21 protein-coding genes, 2 tRNA genes and 2 pseudogenes are annotated in these 25,207 nt (G+C 55.5%); 12 read left to right on the top strand and 13 right to left on the bottom strand.

Going from position 1 to position 25,207, the window contains the following annotated elements; translation table 11 throughout:
• Positions 1-349: 349 nt before the first annotated feature.
• The 5 genes from K0F75_RS19920 to K0F75_RS19900 all read left to right on the top strand — a co-directional run bounded on the left by K0F75_RS19920 (position 350) and on the right by K0F75_RS19900 (position 7,416).
• A complete protein-coding gene (locus K0F75_RS19920; RefSeq protein ID WP_257604444.1) occupies positions 350-1,765 on the top strand; it encodes a DUF2252 domain-containing protein in 1,416 nt (471 codons plus the stop codon).
• A gap of 62 nt (positions 1,766-1,827) precedes the next feature.
• Positions 1,828-2,838: a hypothetical protein gene (locus K0F75_RS19915; RefSeq protein WP_257604443.1), complete on the top strand. Its 1,011-nt coding sequence runs from the start codon at positions 1,828-1,830 to the stop codon at positions 2,836-2,838.
• 117 nt (positions 2,839-2,955) lie between these two features.
• A complete protein-coding gene (locus K0F75_RS19910) occupies positions 2,956-3,546 on the top strand; it encodes an HD domain-containing protein (RefSeq protein WP_219063683.1) in 591 nt (196 codons plus the stop codon).
• Positions 3,547-3,711: 165 nt separating this feature from the next.
• A complete protein-coding gene (locus K0F75_RS19905; RefSeq protein WP_027911784.1) occupies positions 3,712-3,951 on the top strand; it encodes a type II toxin-antitoxin system RelB/DinJ family antitoxin in 240 nt (79 codons plus the stop codon).
• 540 nt (positions 3,952-4,491) lie between these two features.
• Positions 4,492-7,416, top strand: coding sequence for an SIR2 family protein (locus tag K0F75_RS19900; protein ID WP_219063682.1), 2,925 nt, complete (start codon positions 4,492-4,494; stop codon positions 7,414-7,416).
• Positions 7,417-7,773: 357 nt separating this feature from the next.
• Here the strand turns inward: K0F75_RS19900 and K0F75_RS19895 are convergent.
• The 7 genes and pseudogenes from K0F75_RS19895 to K0F75_RS19865 all read right to left on the bottom strand — a co-directional run.
• Positions 7,774-8,363, bottom strand: a pseudogene (locus tag K0F75_RS19895) (IS66 family transposase); the annotation flags it as partial.
• Position 8,364: 1 nt separating this feature from the next.
• A pseudogene (locus K0F75_RS19890) lies at positions 8,365-8,535 on the bottom strand (integrase); the annotation flags it as partial.
• A gap of 931 nt (positions 8,536-9,466) precedes the next feature.
• Positions 9,467-9,542: transfer RNA gene (locus K0F75_RS19885), tRNA-Thr, on the bottom strand.
• A gap of 479 nt (positions 9,543-10,021) precedes the next feature.
• Positions 10,022-10,711, bottom strand: a complete 690-nt coding sequence (locus tag K0F75_RS19880; protein WP_219063680.1) for an ABC transporter permease — start codon at positions 10,709-10,711, stop codon at positions 10,022-10,024.
• Positions 10,708-11,403, bottom strand: a complete 696-nt coding sequence (locus K0F75_RS19875; protein WP_219063679.1) for an ABC transporter permease — start codon at positions 11,401-11,403, stop codon at positions 10,708-10,710. Before K0F75_RS19875 ends, K0F75_RS19880 begins: the two co-directional genes overlap by 4 nt.
• A gap of 73 nt (positions 11,404-11,476) precedes the next feature.
• On the bottom strand, positions 11,477-12,241 hold the full coding sequence (locus K0F75_RS19870) for an ABC transporter substrate-binding protein (protein ID WP_219063678.1): 765 nt from the start codon (positions 12,239-12,241) through the stop codon (positions 11,477-11,479).
• Between the two features lie 13 nt (positions 12,242-12,254).
• Complete coding sequence (locus K0F75_RS19865) at positions 12,255-13,028, bottom strand: ABC transporter ATP-binding protein (protein WP_219063677.1); 774 nt, start codon at positions 13,026-13,028, stop codon at positions 12,255-12,257.
• A 555-nt stretch (positions 13,029-13,583) separates the two neighbouring features.
• Between K0F75_RS19865 and gabP the strand changes: the two genes are divergently transcribed.
• Complete coding sequence (gene gabP, locus K0F75_RS19860) at positions 13,584-14,978, top strand: GABA permease (RefSeq protein WP_219063676.1); 1,395 nt, start codon at positions 13,584-13,586, stop codon at positions 14,976-14,978.
• 177 nt (positions 14,979-15,155) lie between these two features.
• On the opposite strand, the gene K0F75_RS19855 is transcribed toward gabP, so the two are convergent.
• The 6 genes from K0F75_RS19855 to K0F75_RS19830 all read right to left on the bottom strand — a co-directional run bounded on the left by K0F75_RS19855 (position 15,156) and on the right by K0F75_RS19830 (position 20,054).
• The gene (locus K0F75_RS19855; protein ID WP_219063675.1) at positions 15,156-15,641 is read right to left on the bottom strand and encodes a hypothetical protein; all 486 of its coding nucleotides are present in this window, start codon (positions 15,639-15,641) and stop codon (positions 15,156-15,158) included.
• Positions 15,642-15,802: 161 nt separating this feature from the next.
• Positions 15,803-15,878: transfer RNA gene (locus tag K0F75_RS19850), tRNA-Phe, on the bottom strand.
• 101 nt (positions 15,879-15,979) lie between these two features.
• Entirely contained in the window at positions 15,980-16,252 is a 273-nt protein-coding gene (locus K0F75_RS19845; protein WP_219063674.1) for an oxidative damage protection protein, read from the bottom strand.
• The gene (gene mutY, locus K0F75_RS19840; RefSeq protein WP_219063673.1) at positions 16,249-17,316 is read right to left on the bottom strand and encodes an A/G-specific adenine glycosylase; all 1,068 of its coding nucleotides are present in this window, start codon (positions 17,314-17,316) and stop codon (positions 16,249-16,251) included. Before mutY ends, K0F75_RS19845 begins: the two co-directional genes overlap by 4 nt.
• Complete coding sequence (locus K0F75_RS19835) at positions 17,313-19,544, bottom strand: AsmA family protein (RefSeq protein ID WP_219063672.1); 2,232 nt, start codon at positions 19,542-19,544, stop codon at positions 17,313-17,315. Before K0F75_RS19835 ends, mutY begins: the two co-directional genes overlap by 4 nt.
• Positions 19,545-19,637: 93 nt before the next feature.
• On the bottom strand, positions 19,638-20,054 hold the full coding sequence (locus K0F75_RS19830; RefSeq protein ID WP_219063671.1) for an acetyl-CoA sensor PanZ family protein: 417 nt from the start codon (positions 20,052-20,054) through the stop codon (positions 19,638-19,640).
• A 255-nt stretch (positions 20,055-20,309) separates the two neighbouring features.
• Here K0F75_RS19830 and K0F75_RS19825 point away from each other — a divergent pair, with 255 nt between their 5' ends.
• The 6 genes from K0F75_RS19825 to hisF all read left to right on the top strand — a co-directional run bounded on the left by K0F75_RS19825 (position 20,310) and on the right by hisF (position 25,200).
• The gene (locus K0F75_RS19825) at positions 20,310-21,971 is read left to right on the top strand and encodes an OFA family MFS transporter (RefSeq protein ID WP_219063670.1); all 1,662 of its coding nucleotides are present in this window, start codon (positions 20,310-20,312) and stop codon (positions 21,969-21,971) included.
• 179 nt (positions 21,972-22,150) lie between these two features.
• Entirely contained in the window at positions 22,151-22,744 is a 594-nt protein-coding gene (gene hisB, locus K0F75_RS19820; RefSeq protein ID WP_219063669.1) for an imidazoleglycerol-phosphate dehydratase HisB, read from the top strand.
• Positions 22,744-23,382, top strand: coding sequence for an imidazole glycerol phosphate synthase subunit HisH (gene hisH / locus K0F75_RS19815; RefSeq protein ID WP_219063668.1), 639 nt, complete (start codon positions 22,744-22,746; stop codon positions 23,380-23,382). The genes hisB and hisH overlap by 1 nt, the downstream gene beginning before the upstream one ends.
• Positions 23,382-23,639, top strand: coding sequence for a DUF2164 domain-containing protein (locus tag K0F75_RS19810; protein ID WP_219063667.1), 258 nt, complete (start codon positions 23,382-23,384; stop codon positions 23,637-23,639). Before hisH ends, K0F75_RS19810 begins: the two co-directional genes overlap by 1 nt.
• Positions 23,640-23,681: 42 nt before the next feature.
• Positions 23,682-24,419 carry a 1-(5-phosphoribosyl)-5-[(5-phosphoribosylamino)methylideneamino]imidazole-4-carboxamide isomerase gene (hisA, locus tag K0F75_RS19805; RefSeq protein ID WP_219063666.1) on the top strand — a complete coding sequence of 246 codons (738 nt, stop codon included), beginning with the start codon at positions 23,682-23,684 and terminating at the stop codon, positions 24,417-24,419.
• 10 nt (positions 24,420-24,429) lie between these two features.
• On the top strand, positions 24,430-25,200 hold the full coding sequence (gene hisF / locus K0F75_RS19800; RefSeq protein WP_219063665.1) for an imidazole glycerol phosphate synthase subunit HisF: 771 nt from the start codon (positions 24,430-24,432) through the stop codon (positions 25,198-25,200).
• Positions 25,201-25,207: the final 7 nt, after the last annotated feature.

Below are 25,207 nucleotides of genomic sequence, written 5' to 3'. Positions count from 1 at the left end.
CAAGCCGTGGCCCCTCAGAGGTTGAGAGGGGCCTGCCGGTTTGAGCCGTTGCGCCCAAGCCGAGCCACTCCTTCCACGCTCGTCGACCTCATTCGAGCGAGCGTATCGCAGAGCCGCCAGCACCCCGGATTGCAGCTGCTACGCTTGTCTCAGTGACGATTATTCATTGTTTTTTTGCCATGATTCCGCTGGAAAAACGGCGGAGAGGATTGTTCGCGTCAGTTATTTAGACGCGTTGGAAAATACAATAAATAAGCTTACCCAGTAAGCACTAAGCCTAATGGCTGGCCGTGGTTTGACTAGTTCTGGCGCCCTAGCGAGTTGAATTTCGTTGAGCAAAGGAGTGGACATGTCTGCCGACAAGAAAAAGACGACCAAAAGTAAAACGAAAGCAGAGGAATTCGGAATTTTCGAGCCGGTCTTTCGCTCGCGCAAAGAACGCTTGCATGCAGGCGAGAGCTTGCTTGAAGGCATGCCACATTCGAGTCACGCCGTATGGAAACCACCGCGCAAACACCGCGATCCTATCGACATCCTTGAAGAGTCCAACCGGTATCGGTTACCCAGTCTGGTGCCTGTCCGCTACGGGCGTATGTTGCGCAGTCCATTCACTTTTCTGCGCGGCTCTTCAGGGTTGATGGCTTATGACTTGGCCGCCACCCCGAACACGGGTATTCAGGTACAGGCCTGCGGGGATTGCCACCTATTGAACTTCGGATTGTTTGCGACCCCTGAGCGCAATCTGATTTTCGACATTAACGATTTCGACGAAACGACGCCCGCACCGTGGGAGTGGGATATCAAGCGTCTGGCGATCAGTTTTGCCGTGGCCGCACGCGGTAACCGCCTCACCGACAAGGAGGCCGAGGCGAGCGCCGTCGAATGTGTGCGTGCTTACCGCGAGCGTCTGCGCGAATGTTCGAAACTGAGTCCACTGGAGGTCTGGTACGACCGTCTGGATGCCCAAACGATTGTCGATATGGCCCCCAATGCCAAAGTCAAAAAGACGCGGGAGCAATTGATTGAAAAAGCAAAGACGCGTGTTGGCGATTACCTTTATCCCACGATCAGTGGCGAAGTCGGGGGGCGGCGGCGCCTGATCGATCAACCGCCCATACTCTTTCACATATATGAAAAGGACTTCGAGCAGCGCGTTTATATGGCATTGGAGGATTATCGATTATCCCTGCCGCACGAACGCCGTGTGCTCTTCGATCGTTACCGCCTGGAAGACATCGCCCTCAAAGCCGTCGGCATCGGCAGCGTGGGTACCTATTGCTTTGTCGGTCTGTTTTTTTCCGCAGAAAACCACCCGTTGCTCCTGCAATTCAAGGAAGCCTGTCCCTCCGTACTCGAGCCTTATGCGGGCAAGAGCGTTTATGAAAATCACGGGCAGCGCGTTGTCACGGGGCAGCGGCTGATGCAGTCCTCCAGCGATATTTTTCTGGGCTGGACGCAAGGCCAAAAAGGCCGGGATTTCTTTGTGCGCCAGTTACGGGACATGAAAATGTCCGCGCCTATAGAAGGCGCATCGGCCGAACAAATGAAGATGTACGCCGAGCTGTGCGGTCTTACCCTGGCCCGTGCCCACGCCAAATCCGGGGATGCGGCGTTGATCAGTGGCTACCTGGGCAAATCGGACACCTTCGACCAGGCCATCGGCGAATTTGCCCTGACCTATGCAGACCAGAATGCAAAAGACCACGCGGCGCTGGTGGCCGCAGAGAAGTCCGGACGGATCAAAGCGCTGATAGAGGAAGATTGATGACGCCGATCCGCTGTGTAGCATTGCTCACCGCAGCCTGCTACTTGGGTGGGTGCGGGACGATGGGACCAACCTCGATTCAGCGCGATCGCACAGACTATGGCGGTGTTCTTTCCACGACCTGGAAAGAACAGACGCTGCTCAATGTCGTCAAGTTGCGCTATGGGGACGTGCCGGTGTACCTGGATGTCACGTCGATGATCAGCTCCACCGCGATGGAGAGTCAGGTCAGCCTGGGCGCGAGCTGGTTTTCGGGGTGGCCTAACGATGGAGATAGCCAGGCCATCGGTGCATACGGTCGTTACACGGACCGTCCGACGATCAGCTACACACCGCTCTCCGGGGAGAAATTCTCACGCTACCTGCTGCACCCGCTGTCTCCGGCTTCCGTGTTCGCCCTTGTCCAGGCGGGTTATCCCGTGGATCGCGTGCTGCAATTGACGACCCGCGCGATTAACGGCGTCTACAACCGATCCGCATCGCCCACCCGTGCCCGGGCTGCGGACCCACGTTTCTATCAGGTGCTTGAAACGCTAAGACGGATACAGCGGTCGGAATCGCTGGGCATGCGAATTAATCCCGGCGCTGGCGAAGACGCGGTTCTGGTCATGATCAATCAGGGCGTTCCCGAAAACGTCCTGAAGGACAGCCGTTACGTGCGAGAAACCCTTCACCTGCGTCCCGACACGAGTGAACTGACATTGACCTTCGGTATGGTGTCGAGGGGCGATACGGAGGTCGCCCTGCTCACGCGCTCCATGTCGGAAATATTCCTGGAACTCGCCGCGACGATCGAGGTGCCTCCCCAGCATCTGAAGGAAGGACGCGCAAGCCCGGCAGCTGCCGCACCCGATAACCCAAGCCCGTGGGACGACCCACTGGTACGTATCCACTCAAGCGCGGAGCGACCCGCCGATGCGTATTCCGCCGTTCGCTATCGTGACTATTGGTTCTGGATCGACGACCGTGATATGAAATCCAAATCTGAATTCCTGTTCATTCTCGTGCTGTTCTCCCTGGCCGAAACCGGCGTACCGCCGCAGGCGCCGGTGATCACCGTACCCGCGAACTGATACGAACGTGCTGTGCATACTAGGCTACTGGTGGGCGAAGTCAGGCCTGTGGATGAGGCCTGACTATTAATGACCGTAGTCTTTAAATGTGTAAAAACTATATTTTTGAGGGTCGCAATGAGTCCGAATTTCCAGCCTTCACGTCGAGTCGCAGACGCCGTCGCCCTGGCGACAACACTTCACGCCGATCAAACCCGCAAGGCCACCGGTATTCCCTATTTGTCCCACCTGATGGGTGTCGCATGCCTGGTGATGGAGCACGGCGGGGATGAAGATCAGACCATCGCGGGCCTGCTCCACGATGCAGTGGAAGATGCCGGCACGCATGCCGAAGCACAGATCCGAGCGCAGTTCGGCGAGCGGGTCACCCGCATCGTGCTCGGCTGCACCGATGGCGTACCGGATGAACATGGCGAGAAGGGTGATTGGCATACCCGGAAGCAGCGCTATTTGGACCACCTGCACGATGCGTCTGCGGAGACCTTGCTGGTCTCCGGCTGCGACAAACTGCACAACGCTCGCGCAATCGTGAGCGATCTCAATACCCATGGCCCCAAGATGTTCTCTCGTTTCAACGCGGGGAAGGACGGCACCCTGTGGTACTACGATCAACTGGCAAGCGTCTTCCAGACTCGCCTGCCAAGCCCGCTCGCCGATGAACTGACCCGTACGGTGGCCGAGATGAAGCGTTTGGCGTCCTCCAATTAGTAACTATAAATAAATCAGCTAGTTATATCTTTTCGTGGAATCGAACCCGGCATCGATGGGCATCGAGCGCTTTCCGTACCCGACAGGTGAGCTGCGAGCAGGCTTGCCGAACCGAACATTTGCCCTCACTGTAAAGACCAATGTCATTACAGTGAGGGCTATCCAATGGCGTCCATCAATGTCCGTATCGACGACGACCTCAAGGCGCGTGCGTACCGCGAGCTTGAAAAACTCGGCGTGACCCCTTCCGAACTGATGCGCCAAGCCTTGCAGTATGTGGCCGAGCGCGGGCAGTTGCCCTTCAAGCCGGTCCTCATGACCGAAGATGATGAAGCCTTGATCGCAACGGTGCGCGAGCGCCTCGCAGCGCCGCAGCGGGTTAAGGTTTCGCTAGATGACCTATAGCTGTTGCCGCTGACCGAAAATCGAGCCATTTTTTCTGAAGTCTGTAGGTTAGTTTCTGAAAATACGAGTTATTAGTTTGTTGAGGATTGACTAGACCTGCCGCTACACACTGCCTTGGTCTGCATAGCTTACATGCACTAGAACAGTTGATATTCTTTGCACCTCTCATGGCCATCCGAATCTCTTATGTTGGATAACAGATTGGACGGTAATGAAAAGCCGTGCTTATGACCGCCATTCTCAATGGCGCGATCTTTTGTGTCGCTAACCAAGAAGAGCGTTGTAGACCGAACGATGGCATTTTGCTAGCCTTCGCCTAGGCTGCATACACCTGATTAATATGCAGCGACGATGGACCTGTTTAAAATGCAAGAAATTGCAATTTACTTTTCCTGTCTCGTCCTGAAAGGCCAAAAATACTGGATTTTGGTGTTCCTATGTACTCAACGTCGCCACAGACGTACTCTGCCCTCATTTAGCTGTAGCGCTGCATGGTGGGAAAACTTGAAAATTGGCTAATGTCCTCATAAGAGAATATTTATGCAGTTTGAAATACCATACAACCTACAAAAAGCAATAAAAGACGATAAATTATTAATATTTATTGGGGCGGGGGTTTCTAGAAGTGCGGGCCTTCCATTATGGAAGGATATTGTAATTACCACATTGATGGATCCGGCGATTGCTAAGGGGAATAACTTTATATCTGCCTTGGAAGCGGAAGTTATCACCCCTCTCGAAGCCTTAGATAAGATAAAACAAGTTAACTGCCGGGAAATTTATAGGCACTTTGAAAATGAGACCTCAAAGCTAATCGAGAGCGAGATATATAAAAGTATTACTTGTATCAGTAGGAAAGTCATAACGACTAATTATGATAATTTATTAGAGCACAATACAGGTATCAAAGCTATCGATACCTCAAGCCCATATAGCTTGCAAAAAACTGACGAACTAGACGAATTTGTACTAAAAATTCATGGATCATGCTCGGCAATCGATAATGCTGTGATATTTACTTCGGATTACGAGAAGTTGTATGGGGCAGGAAATGAGCTGGCCAAATTTCAATTAGAGAAGCTTGTTTCCTCGTATTCATGCTTATTTATTGGTTTTAGCATGAGTGATAACTATGTGGCTAACTTATTTGACAGATTAAATCAGATATATAAAGGGCTAGGAAAAGAGCACTTTATCGTGTCGAGTGGCCCGGTCGACCATGACTTTGTTGATGTTGTTAAAATTGAATCTCACACAGATCTGCCTAATCTGTTAAAACAGCTTGCTACATATAAGTCAACATATCCAGAAATGCCTGCTGCCATTGGTGTTGCGTTGACAGAGTTAAGTAGTGAAAATTCTATTAAGATGGAAAGTCTTCTTCCTGAAACAGGAATACAGCTCCATATTGGCAATGATACACCTCCAAAAATCGAGCATTGGACTGGCCGAACCGAAGAACTAAAGTCGTTAATGAGTACGCATAAAGTTTGCTTTGTTACCGGGATCGGAGGACAAGGAAAATCTGCGCTTGCTTCAAAGGTGCTAGCTGAAACTGATAAATCAGATTATGTATTCTGTGATTGGCGTGACTTCAAAGAAGAGGATTTAAATTTACAAAGTAAGCTTTTCCAGCTTATTGAAATAGTTTCAGGCGGTAAGCTTAAAACTCGTCAGTTAATTGGTTTGGAAACAGAAGCTCTTGTAAATGCTTTTTTTGATGAGCTGGGCTCTCAAAAAGGAATTTTCGTTTTTGATAATATAGATAAGTACATTGACCTTCAGAAGTTTACTCCTTCTGGAGATATGTCAATATTTTTCCACAAGGCCTTGAAAACGCCTCATAATTCTAAATTCATTTTTACTTGTCGCCCATTTATTCATTTTGCGGGTATAGGTTTTTATCAAGTGCAACTTGAAGGGCTGGAGTTTGATGATGTTAAGGAACTTATAGGGAAGTACCACCCAAAACTGCATCATCAAGAGCTCCATGATATAGCTCTTCGTTTAAATAGTGCGACTAAAGGACATCCTCTATGGATGGGACTTATTTTGGCCCAGTCTAGGACGGATATTACACAAATTGACTCGCTTCTAAAAAGAATTGAGAGTCAACACGTTCCCGAAACTAGAAATAACAGCAATATATCAAGCATTATATCCGAAACAATTTTGGAGAATGTTTGGTCAGGACTAAAAGAGCGTGAAAAAATAATCCTTCGCACCCTATCTATAGCCAATATCTCGGAGGCGGAGGAAGATTTATCCAAAATAGTTTCTAAGAAGATCAATTACAATCAGTTTGCAAAAGCCCTTAAAGCACTAACGGCGCTAAATTTAATAGTCGTTAAGGAGGGTACCAGAAATGTAGAGCTTCACCCTCTAGTAAGGGAATTTATTAAGGTTAATTACGGGAAGGAGGAGCAGGAGAGTTACATTGCATTGTATGTGAGCTATCTGGACGGGTTTATCGTCCTGCTTAAAAACAAATTTGGGATGGTGTTGGGGTCTGAGGATCTCGACGTAATCATTAAAAAAATTGAGATTTTAATAAATACTGGCAAGACTCAAGATGCTGTGAATGAATTGAGGACGACAAGTGACTCCTTTCAAATATCGGGTTATTGTGAGGAGTTTCTGCGGCTGGCAGATATACTTTTAAATAAAGTTGTTTGGACGCATAAAAAAGTCACTGGTATTCACGGCTTCTTTGACTTTATAGATAATTTCTTTACGAGAGTTATCGATTTTGGCAGCTATGCGCTGTTTGATAAGTATATGGCTGAATATTTGAAGGTCTTCAACTCTCCTGACGCCAATATGATACTTGCAAAGTCTGCGATTTGTTACAAGCAATGGTCAGTCGGAGACTTTCAGCAGGCTATACGGGAGGGGAGAAGCGCATCTGATCTAATCGATATGCTCGGCGAAACCGATAGCTGGGCAGGAAAACACCGTTACCATCTTTCGCTCAGAGATTCCCGAGAAGCTGATAATGTCGAAAAAGCTTTAAGATATTTCTGTGAATCAAAAAGCTTAGATGAATTGCGTAAAGACAAAAATGACTCTGCATACACCTCTAAATATGGAAATATAGGACGATGCCTTCTTTACTTAAATCAACAGGACGACGCGCTATTTTTTACTGTTAAGTCATATAGAGCTTTAAATGATGATAAGGTGAATTTTTTTAATCGGCACAATTTGGGTTATGCTGCGAAATGGATTGGTGATATTTTAGCATTGCAGCAACGTTTGCAGGAATCCTTATATTTTTTGCTGCATGCAAAAAATATTTGGAAGAACGATATGCCTGGGGAGGCCAATAAAATCGAGGCCACCATTTCGCAGATTCCAATTACGATGTCAAATCAGTCGATTATCAGCTTGGAGTCATGGCAAGTTACGAAATTCTGTAATGATTGGGCGGTCAGTTATTATGAGGATAGTTGTTTATCCAGCTAACATTTATGTTTAAAGGTTGCTCTAGCTGTCTGTTACGGATAAAAAATTTCTTGAAATATTTTATCCGTAACACTGCTCAAGCAGCTTAGATATTTAGCTGTTGGTTGAGTACACTCAGGATTCCGAGCGTTTTGGTGGTGACGGTGTTACGTAGGTCTTACTCTGCAGGGGCTCCTCACTTGTTATCTGCTATGGATGGAGACTTTCGTCTAGTGCTTGAGCCGCCAGGACTTGCCTGGGAAAGGTCTGAAGTACCCACCGTTTTTTCATGCCCTCGCTACTTGAGGTTCAAAAAACATGAGCCGGTCGAAAGTATCTGATCCATGAACTACACCTACCGCCAGACTGCCGCCTCGTTTACCGTGGCATCTCTGGCGAGCAGTTCCACGGCAACAACGCTTCGTAATCCGCTACCGACCGCGCATGTGGCAGCTTTTCCAGTACGTGGCGCAGCCACGTATAGGGCTCTTGGCCGTTGACCTTGGCGGTCTCGACCAAGCTGTAGATCTGCGCGCTGGCAGTCGCGCCTTTGAGCGTGTCGCTGCACAGCTATGCCTTGCGCCCGATCACAAACGGCTTTATCGCTCTTTCGGCGGCGTTGTTGTCGATCGGTAAAACCCAGCCTCCACGTAGCGCTCCAGCCGGCTCCAGTTGCTGGCCAGATAGTTAACGGCCTTGCCCAGCACGCTTTGTGGCATCACCTGCGACTGCGTTTTCTCCAGCCAGTTTTTTAGTTGGCTCAGGATTGGTAGGCTCTTTTCCTGACGGCCAGTAAAACGCTGCTCATCGCGGGCATCCTTGAGTTCACGCTCGATGCCATACAGCTTGATGATCATCGTCAGCGCGATATCGGCACGTCCCGTCTTGCCCTTGGGCTGCACTTTTTGCGCGTCCACGAACTTGCGTCGCGCATGGGCCATGCACGCCAGACGCTCAACACCGGGTTGCCCCATCCTCCAACCGACACCAGCTTACAAACGCCTGCCAGCGATCACTGTGCGCCTTGACCGTGCCGTAATGCCCACCGCCAAACATGTCCTGCAGCGCCTGGGGCCCGGCATAACTCAATTGCCGACCATAGCCAAAATTGCGCCCATCCTGCCTACCCGCCAATGCCATGATCAAACTCCTCGCGAAGCCAAACCGTTGAAGCCTTTCCCCACGTCATCCCGCCAAGAATGTTGAGTGTTATCAGGGATCAAGGTCCCTGCGACCTGTGAGGGTTGTCCACTAACGCGGGACTGACGGCTCTTTCCGACCGGGGAGCGCATCCCGGGAGCTTGGGCATCTCATGATCTGGCCTCCTGAACACTTCCGAAGACGTGGGCGGGTGGAGGCTGCGCTGGCTGACGAGAGCTACGCCGCGAGATCCGAGTCAGGTGAAGGTAGTGACGCGATGACCGGGGCATGCCTGGCTGTCAGCTTGGTGCAGTCGATTCTGTCGGCTGCCGCACCATCAGCCAAAGTTCACAGTAGGCCCTGCGCCAGAGCGCTCCTGACCTTGGGCGCGCATGGCCTCAGAAAATAATAAGACTGAAACAGCTCCCCGGTTCGACAATTACAGGTATCCAGACTAAGTTCCTTTGGCTGGCGAATTGCCATCGCGCTGACTAGGGAAGGAAGTATGGAGCACTATAGTAATTTGAGCGGAGATTCGGGGGTTGTTGGCTACGAGATAGGTGCGGGGTTTATCGTGGTTGAGTTCAAAGACCGATCCCAATATCTGTACGACTCAACAAGGCCTGGCGCAGCATCTGTTGCCGAGCTGCAGAGCCTAGCTCGTGCTGGAAGGGGGCTGAACAGCTACATAGGCCGATTTGTCCGCGCAAATTACGCCCGTAAGATCCGGTGACCTGTCTCAAGCTTGATAGCTATTCAGCCTGCGGTTTGTCGGAATGGGTCGTCGCGCGTGGGTCAGCGAAGACGCCGTCGTGGCTAAGTGCGCTCCCACGGGTTTCGCGTCAAGCAGCGTGGACGGAATATGGACGTTCTTTTCCGTGCGCAAACAAAAAAGGCCCACCTTTCGGTGAGCCTCGTTTGGTGTTTCGTATGGTGCCGGCACCAAGAGTCGAACTCGGGACCTACTGATTACAAGTCAGTTGCTCTACCAACTGAGCTATACCGGCGTGATGGGCGCAGAGTATATCCAGATTTTTTGGGTTGTAAACCCCTAGCTGACTGATTCGATTGCAAAAACTTTCAGCGGTGGGCTTTTTCGCGGCTTCTGTCCTACGGCCTCCCTGATCCTCCCCAGCCAGTCGGGGTTTTTCCCTTGTTTTGATCAAGGGGTGTGCAGGTGTGGTTGGCTATGTACTGCCGGTAAAGCAATGGCTTTGTGGGCCATATTCACTTTTGCTGGAATGCTTATGCACAATCGGAGCTAGGGATGGAGCGCGAAAGGCTGATTTTGTGGAACCGTTCTCAACTGTCGCAACTTGCTGTTTTTTCGTTGGTTTAAGGTGTGATCGAAAATTGATCAATGGCTGATTTAGCTAGCACGCTACGGTTTTCGTGCGTTTCTCGAATTGTTATTAACAGACTTATCCACAGGCGCGGCGCGGATGAGTGGAGTATTCAGGCTGCTCCATTCACCCGCGCGTTTGTATCAGCGCCCTTGGCAGGCGTCCACGCGCAGTACGCGTTCCAGTAGCTTGAAACCGCGTACCAGAACGTAAGCCATCAGTAGGTAGAACATCCCGGCGGCGAAGAATATTTCGACCGGCAGGTAGGTTCTGGCGATGATGGTGCGTGCCATGCCGGTCAGTTCCATCAGGGTGACGGTGCTGGCCAGCGCGCTGGCTTTGAGCATCAGAATCACTTCGTTGCTGTAGGCCGGCAGCCCGATGCGCGAGGCGCGCGGCAGGATGATGTAGAACAGGGCTTTCCACTTGGACATGCCCAGCGCCCGCGCCGCTTCGATTTCGCCCGGCGGGATGGCCTGGATCGCGCCTCGCAGGATCTCGGCGATGTAGGCTGCCGTGTGCAGGGTCATGGTGACGGTCGCACACCAGAACGGGTCGCGCAGATACGGCCACAGCGCGCTCGCCCGTACCGAGTCGAATTGCGCCAGCCCGTAATAGACCAGAAACAACTGCACCAGCAGTGGCGTACCGCGGAAGAAGAAAATGTACGCGTACGGCAAGGCACGTACGGACAAATGCCGTGACGAGCGCGCGATGCCCAGGGGTATCGCCAGAATCAGCCCGGCGACCACTGCGATGGCGACCAGCTCCAGGGTCAGGGTTGCGCCCTGAGCCAGCCTTGGCAGCCATTTGATGATGACTTCCCAGTTCATGACGAACTCCTCAAGAAACCGCGTGCGGCGCGTTTTTCCAGCAGGTACATGCCGATCATCGCCAGGACTGTCAGCCCCAGGTACATGAAGGCGGCGACCATATAGAAGGTGAACGCCTGTTTGGTGAAGCCCACGGCGATCTGCGAGTGGCGCATGATTTCTTCAAGGCCGATCACCGACACCAGTGCGGTGTCCTTCATCAGGATCATGAACAGGTTGCCCAGGCCGGGCAGGGCGATGCGCCACATCTGCGGCATGATCAGTTTGATGAAGATCCGCGAGGTGGACATGCCCAGCGCCATCCCGGCTTCGCGATGACCTTTGGGGATGGCGAGGATGGCCCCTCGGAACACTTCGGTCGCATACGCGCCAAAGCACAAGCCAAGCGCGATCACCCCGGCCGCGAAGGCGTTCAGCTCAAGGTCGGGTTTGCCGAGTGCTTCGCCGATGCTGCGCATCAGGTTGACTGTGCCGAAGTAGATCAGCAGGACCCAGAGCAATTCCGGGATGCCACGCACCAGCGTCGAGTAGGTACCGCCAAGCCATTGCAGGGACTTGTAGGGTGATGTTTTTGCCAAGGCGCCGAGCAGACCGAGCACCAGCCCCAGGCATAACGCCGACAGGGCAAGTTTGACGGTCATCAGCGCGCCAGCCGCAAGGGCCGGGCCGAATCCGTAGATATCAATGTTCATAGGCAGGCTTTGCTAGGGACCGGCACCGCGACGCTGTTACTGAAACAAGAAGCGGCGGTGCCCGTCGGGCAGGTCAGAGAATACTGAACGGGAAATACTTGTCGTTTATTTTCTTGTAGGTGCCGTCGGCGATGATTTCTTTCAGCGCTTTGTTCAGCTCCTCACGCAACGGATCGTCCTTGCGCACGGCGATGCCGATCTTGTCGTTGTCGAACACCGGGTCGCCTTTGAATTCAAAGTTTTTGCCCGCATCGCTTTTAAGCCATTCGTAGTTGACGAACTTGTCTGCCAGGAGTGCATCGACACGCCCGGAGGTCAGGTCGAGGTAGGCGTTTTCCTGGGTGTCATAGAGCTTGATGGTGACGGTGTCGCCCAGGTTGTCTTCAAGCCAGGTGCCCGCCAGCGTCGCACGCTGGGCGCCAATGATTTTGCCTTTCAGGGTTTCCTTGAGGGTGGCCTTGTCGATGACCAAATCGGTGGCCTTGGGCGCCACGAATTGCAGTTTGTTGGAGTAGTACGGGTCGGTGAAGTCGACGGCTTGTTTGCGTTCTTCGGTGATCGACATCGAGGAGATCAGGAAATTGAATTTCTTCGCGTTCAAGGCCGGAATGATGCCGTCCCAGTCGGACGTGACGATCTCGCACTCGACTTTCATCTTGGCGCAAAGGGCGTTGCCGATGTCGACGTCGAAGCCCACGACCTGGCCGCTGGCATCTTTGTTATTGAATGGAGGGTAGGCGGCTTCGATGCCCATTTTCATTTTTTCTGCGGCAAAGGCACTGGTCGCGAATGTCAGGGTGACGGCAGCGGCCAGGAGAAATTTTTTGTAGGTCTGCATTCGTGTTGCTCCGTTAACGGTTGCTGGACATGAATTGTTTACAGCGCGCCGACAGGGGGTTTTCAAACACCTGTTGCGGCGATCCCTGTTCTTCGACGAGGCCCTGATGCAGGAACACTACCTCGCTGGACACTTGGCGGGCAAAGCTCATTTCGTGGGTCACGAGCAGCATGGTCCGGCCTTCTTCGGCGAGGGCACGAATCACGTTGAGCACTTCCTGGACCATTTCCGGATCGAGGGCCGAGGTCGGTTCGTCGAACAGGATCACTTTAGGCTGCATCGCCAGGGTGCGGGCGATGGCCGCGCGCTGTTGCTGGCCGCCGGACAGTTGGGCCGGGTACACATGACGCTTGTCGCCAATGCCGACTTTGGCCAGCAGGGCTTCGGCGACTTCGATGGCTTCGGCCTTGCTTTGCCCCAGTACGCGACGCGGCGCCTCGATGATGTTGTCGAGTACGGTCATATGCGGCCACAGATTGAAGTTCTGGAACACGAAGCCGATTTCGCTGCGCATGCGATTGATCTGCTTGTTGTCGGCGGCGATCAGATCGCCATTCTTGGCGGCCTTGAGTTTCAGTTCTTCACCGGCCACCAGAATCTGCCCTTGATGCGGGTTTTCCAGCAGATTGATGCAGCGCAGCAGGGTGGATTTACCGGAACCGGAAGAGCCAAGGATCGAGATCACATCGCCATCGCGGGCGGTCAGCGAAATACCTTTGAGTACTTCAAGCGAACCGTAGCGTTTGTGCAAGTTACGGATTTCCAGCGCGGGCGTGGCCTCAGCCATGTGCGGTCCTCATTGTGTTCTGTGTGCTCCTGCTGTTGGCGGCCTTCCTTGGCGAGCGCCAAGCTAGCATAGCGTTTGGAAGCAAGCTTCCGGCTATCGAAGGGTTGTCGCATTGCTAACGCAGACTGTCGCGCGGATACAAACCGGGCCTCAGAAGGTGCGTTGGTCAAGCGACGGTGGGGCAAAAAAGGGCCGCGATGGTGCCAGTTTCGAGAGGGTGTTGAAAGGTTTAATGCCTCGGGGGCAATCCTCTGGGTCCTTTCGCCCGCGCACCACATCGGGGCAACAAAAGCGCCCTGTGTGTATTTGTCATGCACGCCATCGTTAAGTGGGTGAGGCGTTCAGTAACAAATTCTGAAAAATGGCAAAAGGCCATTCCGATCAAACGCTTATGGAACGTGGCGCGAACGCGTATATCCGTGGGCGACGTCGTTATCGACACATTTTGGCGCAAATCTTGCGTAAAAAATAAGGAACAGCGTCGTTGCTTTCTTTTTACGGGGTGCGCGACGTGTACGACGAACTGAATCTCGCTTCTTTGCAAAGGTAGTTTTAATGAGCAGTGCGCAAAACTCCAACGACCTCGATCAGGGGCTCAAATCGCGACACATCACCATGCTTTCGATCGCCGGCGTTATTGGCGCCGGCTTGTTCGTCGGCTCCGGGCACGCTATCGCCGAGGCTGGCCCAGCTGTGCTGTTGGCCTACCTGGCGGCGGGCACGCTGGTGGTTCTGGTCATGCGCATGCTGGCCGAGATGGCAGTGGCTTCACCTGACACCGGTTCGTTCTCTACTTACGCGGACCGCGCTATCGGCCATTGGGCCGGTTTCACCATTGGTTGGCTGTACTGGTGGTTCTGGGTGCTGGTTATCCCTCTTGAAGCCAACGCCGCCGCGACAATCCTGCATGCCTGGTTTCCCGGCATGGCGATTTGGGCGTTCACGCTTGTCATCACCTTGCTCCTCACGGCAACCAACCTGTTCAGCGTGAAGCATTACGGTGAGTTCGAGTTCTGGTTTGCCCTGATCAAGGTGTTGGCCATTATCGGTTTCGTCATCTTGGGCGTTCTGGCGATTTTCGGTCTGTTGCCTGGTAGTCAGGTCAGCGGCGTCAGTCATCTGGTCGACACTCACGGCTTCATGCCCAACGGGATGGGCGCTGTGCTGGCGGCCATGTTGACCACCATGTTTTCGTTCATGGGCACTGAGATCGTTACGATTGCTGCCGCTGAATCGAAGAACCCGGCTGAGCAGATCACCAAGGCCACCAACTCGGTGATCTGGCGGATTTGCCTGTTTTATCTGGTGTCGATTTTCCTCGTCGTCGCCCTGGTGCCGTGGAATGACAGCCGTCTGACCGAGCTGGGCTCTTATCAGACCGTGCTCGACATGATGGGCATTCCTAACGCCAAACTGATCGTCGATCTGGTTGTGTTGGTCGCCGTAACCAGTTGCTTGAATTCGGCGCTGTACACCGCTTCGCGGATGCTCTTCTCCCTCGGCAAACGCGGCGATGCGCCTGCTGTTGCAAGACGCACCAACCGCAGCGGCACGCCTTACTGGGCGGTCATGCTGTCCACCTCGGCGGCCTTCCTGGCAGTGTTCGCCAACTACGTCGCACCGGCGGCGGTCTTCGACTTCCTGCTCGCCAGCTCCGGCGCCATTGCGCTGCTGGTGTACCTGGTCATCGCCATCTCCCAGTTGCGCTTGCGCCACAAGCGCACCGCCAATGGCGAGACCATTGCCTTCCGCATGTGGCTGTTCCCTGGGCTGACATGGGCCGTCATCGTCTTCATCGTCGGTGTACTGACCATCATGCTGTTCCAGGAAGAACACCGCGTCGAAATCCTCGCCACTGGCGTGTTGAGCGCGTTGGTCATCGCAGCAGGGTTGCTGGTGGCACGACGCCGCAACATCGCGATACGGCAGGGCAAACCTGTACTGAGTTAATGAGGCAGGGCTGTTGTAGGGCTCGATAAAACAAAACGGCCGCGATCAGTGATGATTGCGGCCGTTTTTGTTTGGGGGTATCGGGTGTGACCGGAAAACCAAAGCCTGGCAAAAGAGCTCCTGACAGAAAACTGATCAGGCGTGCGGGTGTTTGCGTTGCCCGCCGCTGGATAAATCTCAGTGAAACGAGGTTTTATTCATTTCCTGCAGAATCCGTGATGCCTCGTTGTAGTCGGTCTGGAACGTCGGGCCTTCCATCCATACAACGGCGGCGTCTTCGTCTTCGTCGTAGAACATCGCCCGGTACGCGATGAGCAGGCTCATCAGGAAGTCGGTGGCGTCTTCTTCTTCCTCTTCGGCAATGACCAGCTCCAGTACTGGGTATTGAAGAAAGACCACGCACATTGCCAGTTGGCTAATCGCTTCGGCGGCTTTCATGGCCTGGAACAGGTCGTCGAAGTCGGCCGGATCGAAGCCGTTTTCAAGGATGTCCTTGAAGTCGAACGTGCTCAGGTCAATGTCGACGTCATCGAAAGGCTGGTTGATCAGAGGTGACGCGAGAACCGGATGGACGACGCTCTGCGCAGGCTTGCCCACGCGGTTCTGCCTGGCCTTGGTCTTCGCCCGTTTGGCGCGTTTCTGCTGTTTGTCTGACGAGGCCATGGGCTTGGGTCCTTTTGCAGGCAGGGGAGTCATTGGGGGCTATTGAAGCGCATCCCTTTTGAATAGCCAAGGTGCCGGCGTCGAGCTCTGTGCCATCGACCTGTAAATGGCGCCCAATAAAAAACCCCTGAATCTTTCGATGCAGGGGTTTTCGGTATTTATGGTGCCCAGAGACGGAATCGAACCGCCGACACGGGGATTTTCAATCCCCTGCTCTACCGACTGAGCTATCTGGGCAACGGGGCGCATTAGACTTGTTTTTCGGGGGGTCGTCAAGCGTGTTGTTAAAAAAATTTCAGTTATTACCGTCGCTTACGACCCTTACCTGCTGGAAACGCTTATTTCTCGGGGGGAACGTAGCCTTCGGCCTGGGCGTATTCTTCGCCGGACAGGTACTTGTCCATCTCGCCCTGGATGAATTTGCGGTCGTCGATGTTCATCATGTTCAGGCGACGCTCGTTGATCAGTAGCGTCTGGTGCTTCTGCCAGTCTCCCCAGGCTTTGAGTGAGACGTGGTTGAAGATGTCCTCGCCTTTGGCACCTGGGTACGGAGGGCGCTCAAGGCCTGGCAGTTCTTCTTTGTACTTGCGGCACATCACGGTGCGGGTCATGACAACTCTCCTGCGTTCAATACGTCGGCTGCGCGTTTCAGCAGCTTCTTCACCGGGGCAGCAAGGCCCAGGCGCGGCGGGGTGGCGAGGTTATACCAGAGCCAGTCGGCCTCGGCCACGTGGTGGCTGGACTCTTCGACCTGTACCAGCCACGGTTCGATGCTCAGCTGGAAGTGGCTGAAGGTGTGGATCAGGCCTGGCAGTTCGTGGTGTTTGCCCAGTTCCAGCGCATGTTGATTCGCCAGATGCTCCAGATCGCTGAAGTGATCCAGCTCCGGCAGGCTCCACAAGCCGCCCCAGAGCCCCGTGGACGGGCGCCGGTAAAGCAGAATGGCTCCGTCGCGGTTGGCGAGCATCGGCATCAGCGTGCGCCTCTGGGGGATGGTTTTGCGCGGTTTGGGGATCGGGTAGCGAGTCTCCAGTCCGAGCAGGTGCGCTTCACAGCCTTTTTCCAGTGGGCAGAGCAGGCAGCTCGGTTTGCTTCGGGTGCACAGGGTCGCGCCCAGGTCCATCATCGCTTGGGTGTAGTGATTGACCCGTGACTGTGGGGTAAAGCACTCGGCCGTGGCCCACAGCTGTTTGGCGACCTTTGGCTCGCCGGGGTAGCCCTCCTGGGCGGTGTAGCGCGCCAGAACGCGTTTGACGTTGCCGTCGAGGATCGGCGCACGCAAGCCCATGCTCAGGCTGGCGATGGCACCGGCGGTAGAAAGACCGATCCCCGGCAGTTCTGTGAGCTTTTCGACATCGCGGGGAAACTCGCCGCCGTGGTCTGCCACGACGATTTTTGCGGTTTTCTGCAAGTTGCGTGCGCGGGTGTAGTAGCCCAGCCCGGTCCACAGGTGCAGTACTTCGTCCTCCGGCGCATCGGCCAGGGCCTGGACCGTCGGCAGTGCGTCCATGAACCGGTCAAAGTAATTGAGCACGGTGCTGACTTGAGTCTGCTGCAGCATGATCTCCGAAACCCACACCCGGTACGGCGTGATGCCCTGTTGCCAAGGCAAGTCATGCCGACCGTGACGCTCATACCATTCCAGTACGGCCGCTGAAAATTGCTCGGGTTTCATCGATTGAACAGACCTTTGAGGGCGTCTTTGAGTTGTGGGCTGACTTTGTCGCCGAGCTTGTCTTCGATTTTCTGCTGGAGCTTGTCGCCGGCCAGTTTCGCCGCGACTTGACCCAGTTTTTCGTTGTCCAGGCGGCAGGCTTTGGCGCCCAGCTCCAGAGGACCACGGCAGCGCACGGGCCATTCGATACCGGCATAACGCTCGTTGACCTGACACGCCGGGTCGGGCATCTCGCTCTTGTCGCCTTCGATGATGATGGCGACGCGGTAATCCATGCCCAGGACGCGCAGGTCTACGTCACCATCGCCTTTGACCGTGAGCCCCGGAATGCCCACTTTGAGGTCCGGGTTGCTGGCGACACCGTTACGAAAGACCAGATTGCCGTTGAGTTGCTGGAACGGGGTGTCCTTGCCGCGCGGTTCGCTGTCGAGGGTTTTGCGGTTGAGCTTGGCGATGCCCTGGCAAAGCTGTTGTTCCAGGTTGGCGTTGACCAGCACGCCGTCGTTGAGCATGAAACTGGCGGTGCCGTTGAGACCGTCGATCAGGACTTTTTCGCTGTTGCCTTTGCTGGTCAGGTCGCTGTTCAAGGTCAGCAGGCCTTTGACCGGCGGCGTTTGGTCCTTGCTCTGGATGAAGCGTTCGACGGGCACTTTGGCGATGCGGGTTTGCACGCTCATCAGCGGGATGTCCGGGCGCACGTCGAGGTTGCCTTTGACTTCGAAGTTGCCGTTGTAGAGATCGCCACGCAGGCTTTCAAGGGTGATCTGTCCGGCGAGGCCCTGGGTTTTGAGTACGGCATTCTGGATCGGTAGCTTGTTGAGGGTCAGCGTGCCGAAGTTGAGATCAGCCTGGACATCGAGTTTGCGCATGCGCTCCAGCGGCAGTAGCTGGGTGTTGCTCCATGCGCCTTGCGTCGGCGCGTTCGGCAGCGGGGTCGTGCCGCCACTCGCTGCAAAGGCCTGGTTTTGGGTGCTTTCAACTTCGGATTTACGTGCTGCACCGGCACTTTTGGCGGCTTCGGACTTGCCTGGGCGATAGCGGTCAGCGTCGAAGGTGTCGCCCTTGAGCTGGACGCGCAGCGCCTGTTTGGCGAAGTCGTCGACGGCGAGGCGTCCGGTGAAGGTGCTGTCGTCGACTTTCAGGTTGAGGTCTTCGAAGGCCACGCTGGTCGGGCTGCCGGTGAGGCGGCTGACCATTTCGAACTTGCTCAGGCTGCCAGTGGCCATCTCTGGTACCGGCTGACCGATGCCTTCGAGGAAGTCGTGCAGGTTGAACTGCGCGATGGACAGGCCGCCACTGAGTTGCGGTGTCTTGTCCAGGTCACGAACATGCAGCTCGCCCAAGGCGCGCAGTTGGTTGGCCGAGAGCTTCAAGCCGTTCCACTCCGCGACGTTGGCGGCCAGGTCCATCAGCAGTTGGCCTTGTGCGGCGAAGGTCAGGGTTTTCCCGTCCAGCGGTTCGCCCGATGCTTCGCCGGACAGGCGCATGTCTTCGAATTGGTAGCGTTTGAGCACACGATCGAAACGCAGTTGCCCGGCCAGTTCGGTCTTGGCGCGGATCACCGGCTGGTTAGTACTGAAGAACGCAGTGAGTTTGACCGGGATGTTGGTCCCTTCATGCACTGCGCCGGTGCTCAGTTGAATGCTTTCGGCGCTGAATTGCCGACCATTCTTGGCATCGTTGAAGTCGATGCGCGCGTTGTTGACGGTCAGGCTGTCGATGTCCAGCTTGATCGGCTGCGAGGTTTTTTCCGGCGTTGCTGTCGCGACCTGTGCAGGCTGACCGGCTGCGCCTGGTTCAGCCGGGGGTGGCGTTGCGGGCTGTGCCGGACGCCCAATGTCCTCCCAGTTGCCATGGCCATTTTCGTCGCGGTTCAGCGTCAGGTTGAGGCCTTCGACGCGGACATCGCTCATCTGCACTTCGCGGCGCAATAACGGCAGGACGCGCACGGAGAGCCCGAGCATCTGCAGGTCGGCAAAGGGTTTGGTGGGGGCGGTCAGGGTCGCCACGCTGGCGTCGTGCAACTCCAGGCCAAGCCAGGGGAACAGGCTCCAGCCGATGTCGCCGTTGAGTGTCAGCTCCAGGTGGGCCTTGTCGCGTGCCAGCTGGCGAATCTCGTCTTTATAGTCGTTGGGATCAAACAGATGGCTCAGAGCAAAGCCCAGAGCCACGATGATCAGCAACAGCCCGAGAATAACCAGACCCAGGATTTTGCCGAACGCTTTCATGGGCGAGTCCTTGTAATTGAATCATTCAAAATTTAGCCCGCGAGTATAGCCTCCACAAACAACAACCGGGCTGCCGATGCCTCCGGGTGTGACCTACCCTTGGTTCAGGGCCTGTTGCGTGTCCAGTTGCAAGTCGAGTTTAGCCGCCAGCGCCTGAGCCTCCAGTTGTCCGACTGGCGCCAGCAGGCGCAGTTCACACCCCGCCTCATGAGCCATTCTTTGCGCCTCGACCAGCAAGCGTTCGGCCACACCCCGGCGCCGGGTGAGTTTGCGCACGCACAGCTGCGACAATTGCCAGACGTTGGCCTGGCGTTGCACGCGAGCGGCACCCAGCAGGCGGTCATTGAACCGTGCAGCCAGCAAGCTGCCATTGCTCAGGCCGGCGGTGATCAGCGCCTGGCTATCGCCAAACGGTGCAAGCAGCCACTCCGGTGCATCGCGATAAATCTTCTGCAGATCTTCTTGATCCTGATAAGAGGCTGAATGTACGGACTCAATGACGATGGGCATTACGTTTCCTCGATCAACCGTGCGTGGTGTAGAGCGTAGTGGCATTAGGGCCAGACAGCGCGAATAAAGGTGATGGCAGATAGCCTTCGATATTGACTGCGATGGTAACCTCCCGTCCCTCGTCAGTCCTCCTGCGTCCTTTTGTCACGTCCGGGGGATCTCTGCCGATAAAAGAAGCGTCGCCTGCGTGCATGGAAGGTTGTGGGTAGAACACGTAATTGCCTTGCGAGCTACATTCGATTCGGGGAAATAATAATGAGCACACACGTTACGCTGAGCGGCATTGTCGCGCAGCCCGCGTTCTTGTCCAAAGAGCGCATCATCGCCAAGCCCGGTTTCAACCGTTGGCTGGTACCCCCGGCAGCATTGGCCATCCATCTGTGCATCGGCATGGCCTACGGTTTTTCGGTGTTCTGGTTGCCGCTGTCCAAAGCCATTGGCATGGCCGCGCCAGTGGCTTGCGCGCCGAACATGAGCTTCCTGGCCCAGGTGTTTGCATCGGATTGCGACTGGCCGATCTCGATGCTGAGCTGGATTTTCACCCTGTTCTTCATCTTCCTGGGCTGTTCCGCGGCTATCTGGGGCGGTTGGCTGGAGCATTCCGGTCCGCGTAAGGCAGGCGTCGTTTCGGCGGTGTGCTGGTGCGGCGGGCTGGTGATTTCTGCGTTTGGCATTTACACCCACCAGATCTGGCTGATGTGGCTGGGCTCTGGGGTGATCGGTGGTATCGGCCTGGGGTTGGGCTATATCTCGCCCGTCTCGACGCTGATCAAGTGGTTCCCGGACAAGCGCGGCATGGCGACTGGCATGGCAATCATGGGCTTCGGTGGCGGCGCAATGGTCGGCGCACCGCTGGCCGCAGCCTTGATGGGCCATTTTGCTTCGCCCGCAGGTGCTGGCGTGTGGCAGAGCTTCCTGGTGATGGCGGCGATCTATTTTGTCTTCATGATCGGTGGTGCCCTGGGTTACCGCGTGCCACCGACCGGCTGGAAACCCAAGGGGTGGACTGCTCCGGAAAAGAAAGCCAGCAACGCGATGATTACTCACCGCCATGTGCACGTCAGCGTGGCGTGGAAAACCCCTCAGTTCGTTCTGGTGTGGCTGGTGCTGTGCCTGAACGTGTCGGCGGGCATCGGTATCCTCGGCATGGCCTCGCCCCTGCTGCAGGAAGTGTTCGCCGGTAAATTGCTCGGCAACGGGTTGGCGTATGGCCAACTGGACGCCGTTCAACTGGGGCAGATCGCTGCCATCGCTGCGGGTTTTACCGGGTTGCTGAGCCTGTTCAACATCGGTGGGCGTTTCTTCTGGGCGACCTTCTCCGATTACATCGGCCGTAAAGCCACGTACTTCGTGTTCTTCTTTCTGGGCTTTTTGCTCTACGCGTCAGTGCCGTCGTTGAGTCACGTGGGCAGCATTGCGCTGTTTGTGGCCGCGTTCTGCGTGGTTCTGTCGATGTACGGCGGTGGTTTTGCGACTGTTCCGGCTTATCTGGCGGATCTGTTTGGTACGCAAATGGTCGGCGCGATTCATGGTCGCCTGCTGACCGCCTGGGCTGCCGCTGGCGTACTGGGGCCGGTGTTGGTCACCTACTTGCGTGAGTATCAGTTGAGCATCGGCGTTGCACGCGCTGACGCCTACGACATCACCCTGTACATCCTCGCGGGTCTGCTGGTGCTGGGCTTTATCTGCAACCTGCTGATTCGTCCGGTGGCCGACAAGCATTTCATGACTGACGAGGCGTTGGCTGTCGAGCAATCCTACGGTCACGATGTCGGCGCGGATCACACCACCGTCCTGGAGTGGGCAGCGTCGCCTGCCAGCAAGCCTCTGGTCGTCGCGGCCTGGTTGGCGGTAGGCATTCCGCTGGCGTGGGGCGTTTGGGTCACCCTGCAAAAAACGGCTGTGTTGTTTCACTGACAGCCGACTGTAAACGCGCGCTCACAGGGCTGAATGCTACCTGTGAGCGCGCGTTGATCGGGTGCATCCGACCGGTTGCACCCGTGATATTCCTTTCCCTGCTTCTGTTTGCTTCATGCCAGCCGGTTCTGGGCCTATAATGCTCGCCTTTTTCGCCCAATGATTTTGCGGAGTTGGTGATGGCCGAACGTAAGGCGTCCGTCGAGCGCGACACTCTGGAAACCCAGATCAAAGCCTCGATCAACCTGGATGGCACCGGAAAGGCCCGATTCGATATCGGTGTTCCCTTCCTTGAGCACATGCTCGACCAGATCGCCCGACACGGGCTGATCGACCTGGATATCGAATGCAAAGGCGACCTCGCTATTGACGACCACCACACGGTGGAAGACGTCGGTATCACTTTGGGTCAGGCCTTTAGCAAAGCGATTGGCGACAAGAAAGGCATTCGTCGTTACGGCCACGCTTATGTGCCGCTCGATGAAGCACTGTCGCGCGTGGTCATCGACTTCTCCGGCCGCCCTGGCTTGCAGATGCATGTGCCGTATACCCGCGCCACCGTGGGCGGCTTCGATGTGGACTTGTTCCAGGAGTTCTTCCAGGGCTTCGTCAATCACGCCAACGTCACGCTGCACATCGACAATCTGCGTGGGCACAATACCCACCACCAGATCGAGACCGTGTTCAAAGCCTTTGGTCGTGCCCTGCGCATGGCGATAGAGCTTGATGACCGTATGGCCGGGCAGATGCCTTCGACCAAGGGCGTGCTCTGATGCAGACGGTCGCGGTTATCGATTACGGCATGGGCAACCTGCACTCGGTTGCCAAGGCACTGGAACATGTCGGCGCCGGCCGGGTGCTGATTACCAGCGATGCCACGGTGATTCGCGAGGCTGACCGGGTGGTATTCCCCGGCGTCGGCGCGATCCGCGATTGCATGGCGGAAATTCGTCGCCTGGGTTTCGATGAGCTGGTGCGCGAAGTCAGTCAGGATCGGCCATTCCTCGGCATCTGCGTCGGCATGCAAGCCTTGCTTGATCGCAGTGAAGAGAACGGCGGCGTTGATTGCATCGGTCTGTTTCCAGGCCAGGTGCGTTTCTTCGGCAAGGACCTGCATGAAGACGGCGAGCACCTGAAAGTGCCGCACATGGGCTGGAATGAAGTGTCTCAGTCGGTGAATCATCCGCTGTGGCATGACATCCCGGACATGGCGCGTTTCTATTTCGTGCACAGCTACTACATCGATGCCGCCAACCAGCGGCAAGTCGTTGGGCGCGGGCACTATGGCGTCGATTTCGCTGCCGCGCTGGCTGACGGTTCGCGGTTTGCCGTGCAGTTCCACCCGGAGAAGAGCCATACCCATGGCCTGCAACTGTTGCAGAACTTCGCCGCCTGGGATGGTCGCTGGTAATGAGCAAGAAGACCAAGCCGCCGATCTTGACCCTCACGCCCGAACAGGAACGTGAGGCGAATCACAAGATCAAGCGCTTCATGGAGGAGCGCTTCGAGCTGGATCTTGGTTCGTTCGAGGCAGGTGAAATCCTCGAACTGTTTACCCGCGAAATTGCTCCGCATTATTACAACAGGGCGATTTTCGATGTGCAGACGCACCTCAAAGAGAGGTTCGAGAGCATCGAAAGCGACGTGTGGGCGCTCGAGAAAAACTGATTTCCGAGCGATGCTGAACTACTGAATTTGAAGGTTTTCCAGATGCTGATTATCCCCGCTATCGATCTTAAAGACGGTGCCTGTGTGCGTCTGCGCCAAGGCCGCATGGAAGACTCCACGGTGTTCTCCGATGACCCGGTGAGCATGGCTGCCAAGTGGGTAGAGGGTGGCTGCCGTCGTTTGCATCTGGTCGATTTGAACGGCGCGTTCGAAGGCCAGCCAGTCAACGGCGAGGTGGTGACTGCAATCGCCAAGCGCTACCCGCAGTTGCCGATCCAGATTGGCGGCGGCATTCGCTCGCTGGAAACCATCGAGCATTACATCAAGGCTGGCGTCAGCTACGTGATCATCGGCACCAAGGCAGTCAAAGAACCTGAGTTCGTTGCCGAGGCCTGCCGCGCGTTCCCCGGCAAAGTCATCGTCGGTCTGGATGCCAAAGACGGCTTCGTCGCCACTGACGGCTGGGCTGAAATCAGCACCATTCAGGTGATCGATCTGGCCAAGCGCTTTGAAGCGGACGGCGTGGCTGCCATTGTTTATACCGACATCGCCAAAGACGGCATGATGCAGGGCTGCAACGTAACCTTCACGGCGGCGCTGGCTGCGGCGACGCGGATTCCGGTGATCGCTTCGGGCGGCATCCATAATCTGGGCGATATCAAGACCCTGCTCAACGCCAGAGCCCCCGGCATCATCGGTGCAATCACCGGACGGGCGATCTACGAAGGCACACTCGATGTAGCAGAGGCTCAAGCCTTCTGCGACAGCTACCAAGGCTAAGGAGCAACTCATGGCGCTGGCGAAACGCATCATCCCTTGCCTCGATGTCGACAACGGTCGAGTGGTCAAAGGCGTCAAGTTCGAAAACATCCGCGACGCCGGTGACCCGGTGGAAATTGCCCGTCTTTATGATGAGCAGGGCGCGGACGAAATCACTTTTCTCGACATCACCGCCAGTGTCGACGGGCGTGATACCACGCTGCACACCGTTGAGCGCATGGCCAGTCAGGTGTTCATCCCGTTGACCGTCGGCGGCGGCGTGCGCACCGTGCAGGATATCCGCAACCTGCTGAATGCCGGTGCAGACAAGGTCTCGATCAACACGGCTGCGGTGTTCAACCCGGATTTCGTCGGCGAAGCGGCCGCGCACTTCGGTTCGCAATGCATCGTGGTTGCCATCGACGCCAAAAAAGTCTCTTTGCCGGGCGAAACGCCGCGTTGGGAAATCTTCACTCACGGCGGGCGCAAGCCAACGGGTCTGGATGCCGTGCTGTGGGCGAAAAAGATGGAAGACCTCGGTGCTGGTGAGATCCTGCTGACCAGCATGGATCAGGACGGCATGAAAAACGGTTTCGACCTGGGTGTGACGCGGGCGATCAGCGACGCGCTGGGTATTCCGGTGATCGCGTCTGGCGGTGTCGGCAATCTGGAGCATCTGGCCGCTGGCGTACTGGAAGGGCACGCCAGCGCGGTGTTGGCAGCGAGCATCTTTCACTTCGGCGAATACACTATTCCGGAAGCAAAAGCCTATATGGCCAAGCGCGGTATCGTGGTCCGCTAAGCCAGCC

Origin of the sequence: Pseudomonas sp. UMAB-08 (assembly GCF_900095225.1) — a bacterium.
GTDB lineage: Bacteria > Pseudomonadota > Gammaproteobacteria > Pseudomonadales > Pseudomonadaceae > Aquipseudomonas.
The sequence above is the reverse complement of the archived record's forward strand: the minus strand, read 5'-3'. Positions and strand labels throughout refer to the sequence as shown.

Bases quoted from the DNA above. Each gene is read 5' to 3' on its own strand.
- K0F75_RS19920 (WP_257604444.1), top strand. From the start codon at position 350: ATGTCTGCCGACAAGAAAAAGACGACCAAAAGTAAAACGAAAGCAGAG.
- hisB (WP_219063669.1), top strand. From the start codon at position 22,151: ATGGCCGAACGTAAGGCGTCCGTCGAGCGCGACACTCTGGAAACCCAG.
- K0F75_RS19910 (WP_219063683.1), top strand. From the start codon at position 2,956: ATGAGTCCGAATTTCCAGCCTTCACGTCGAGTCGCAGACGCCGTCGCC.
- K0F75_RS19835 (WP_219063672.1), bottom strand. From the start codon at position 19,544: ATGAAAGCGTTCGGCAAAATCCTGGGTCTGGTTATTCTCGGGCTGTTG.
- K0F75_RS19915 (WP_257604443.1), top strand. From the start codon at position 1,828: ATGGGACCAACCTCGATTCAGCGCGATCGCACAGACTATGGCGGTGTT.
- hisA (WP_219063666.1), top strand. From the start codon at position 23,682: ATGCTGATTATCCCCGCTATCGATCTTAAAGACGGTGCCTGTGTGCGT.
- hisF (WP_219063665.1), top strand. From the start codon at position 24,430: ATGGCGCTGGCGAAACGCATCATCCCTTGCCTCGATGTCGACAACGGT.
- hisH (WP_219063668.1), top strand. From the start codon at position 22,744: ATGCAGACGGTCGCGGTTATCGATTACGGCATGGGCAACCTGCACTCG.
- K0F75_RS19870 (WP_219063678.1), bottom strand. From the start codon at position 12,241: ATGCAGACCTACAAAAAATTTCTCCTGGCCGCTGCCGTCACCCTGACA.
- K0F75_RS19875 (WP_219063679.1), bottom strand. From the start codon at position 11,403: ATGAACATTGATATCTACGGATTCGGCCCGGCCCTTGCGGCTGGCGCG.
- K0F75_RS19865 (WP_219063677.1), bottom strand. From the start codon at position 13,028: ATGGCTGAGGCCACGCCCGCGCTGGAAATCCGTAACTTGCACAAACGC.
- K0F75_RS19905 (WP_027911784.1), top strand. From the start codon at position 3,712: ATGGCGTCCATCAATGTCCGTATCGACGACGACCTCAAGGCGCGTGCG.
- K0F75_RS19830 (WP_219063671.1), bottom strand. From the start codon at position 20,054: ATGCCCATCGTCATTGAGTCCGTACATTCAGCCTCTTATCAGGATCAA.
- K0F75_RS19855 (WP_219063675.1), bottom strand. From the start codon at position 15,641: ATGGCCTCGTCAGACAAACAGCAGAAACGCGCCAAACGGGCGAAGACC.
- K0F75_RS19845 (WP_219063674.1), bottom strand. From the start codon at position 16,252: ATGACCCGCACCGTGATGTGCCGCAAGTACAAAGAAGAACTGCCAGGC.
- K0F75_RS19810 (WP_219063667.1), top strand. From the start codon at position 23,382: ATGAGCAAGAAGACCAAGCCGCCGATCTTGACCCTCACGCCCGAACAG.
- K0F75_RS19900 (WP_219063682.1), top strand. From the start codon at position 4,492: ATGCAGTTTGAAATACCATACAACCTACAAAAAGCAATAAAAGACGAT.
- K0F75_RS19880 (WP_219063680.1), bottom strand. From the start codon at position 10,711: ATGAACTGGGAAGTCATCATCAAATGGCTGCCAAGGCTGGCTCAGGGC.
- mutY (WP_219063673.1), bottom strand. From the start codon at position 17,316: ATGAAACCCGAGCAATTTTCAGCGGCCGTACTGGAATGGTATGAGCGT.
- K0F75_RS19825 (WP_219063670.1), top strand. From the start codon at position 20,310: ATGAGCACACACGTTACGCTGAGCGGCATTGTCGCGCAGCCCGCGTTC.
- gabP (WP_219063676.1), top strand. From the start codon at position 13,584: ATGAGCAGTGCGCAAAACTCCAACGACCTCGATCAGGGGCTCAAATCG.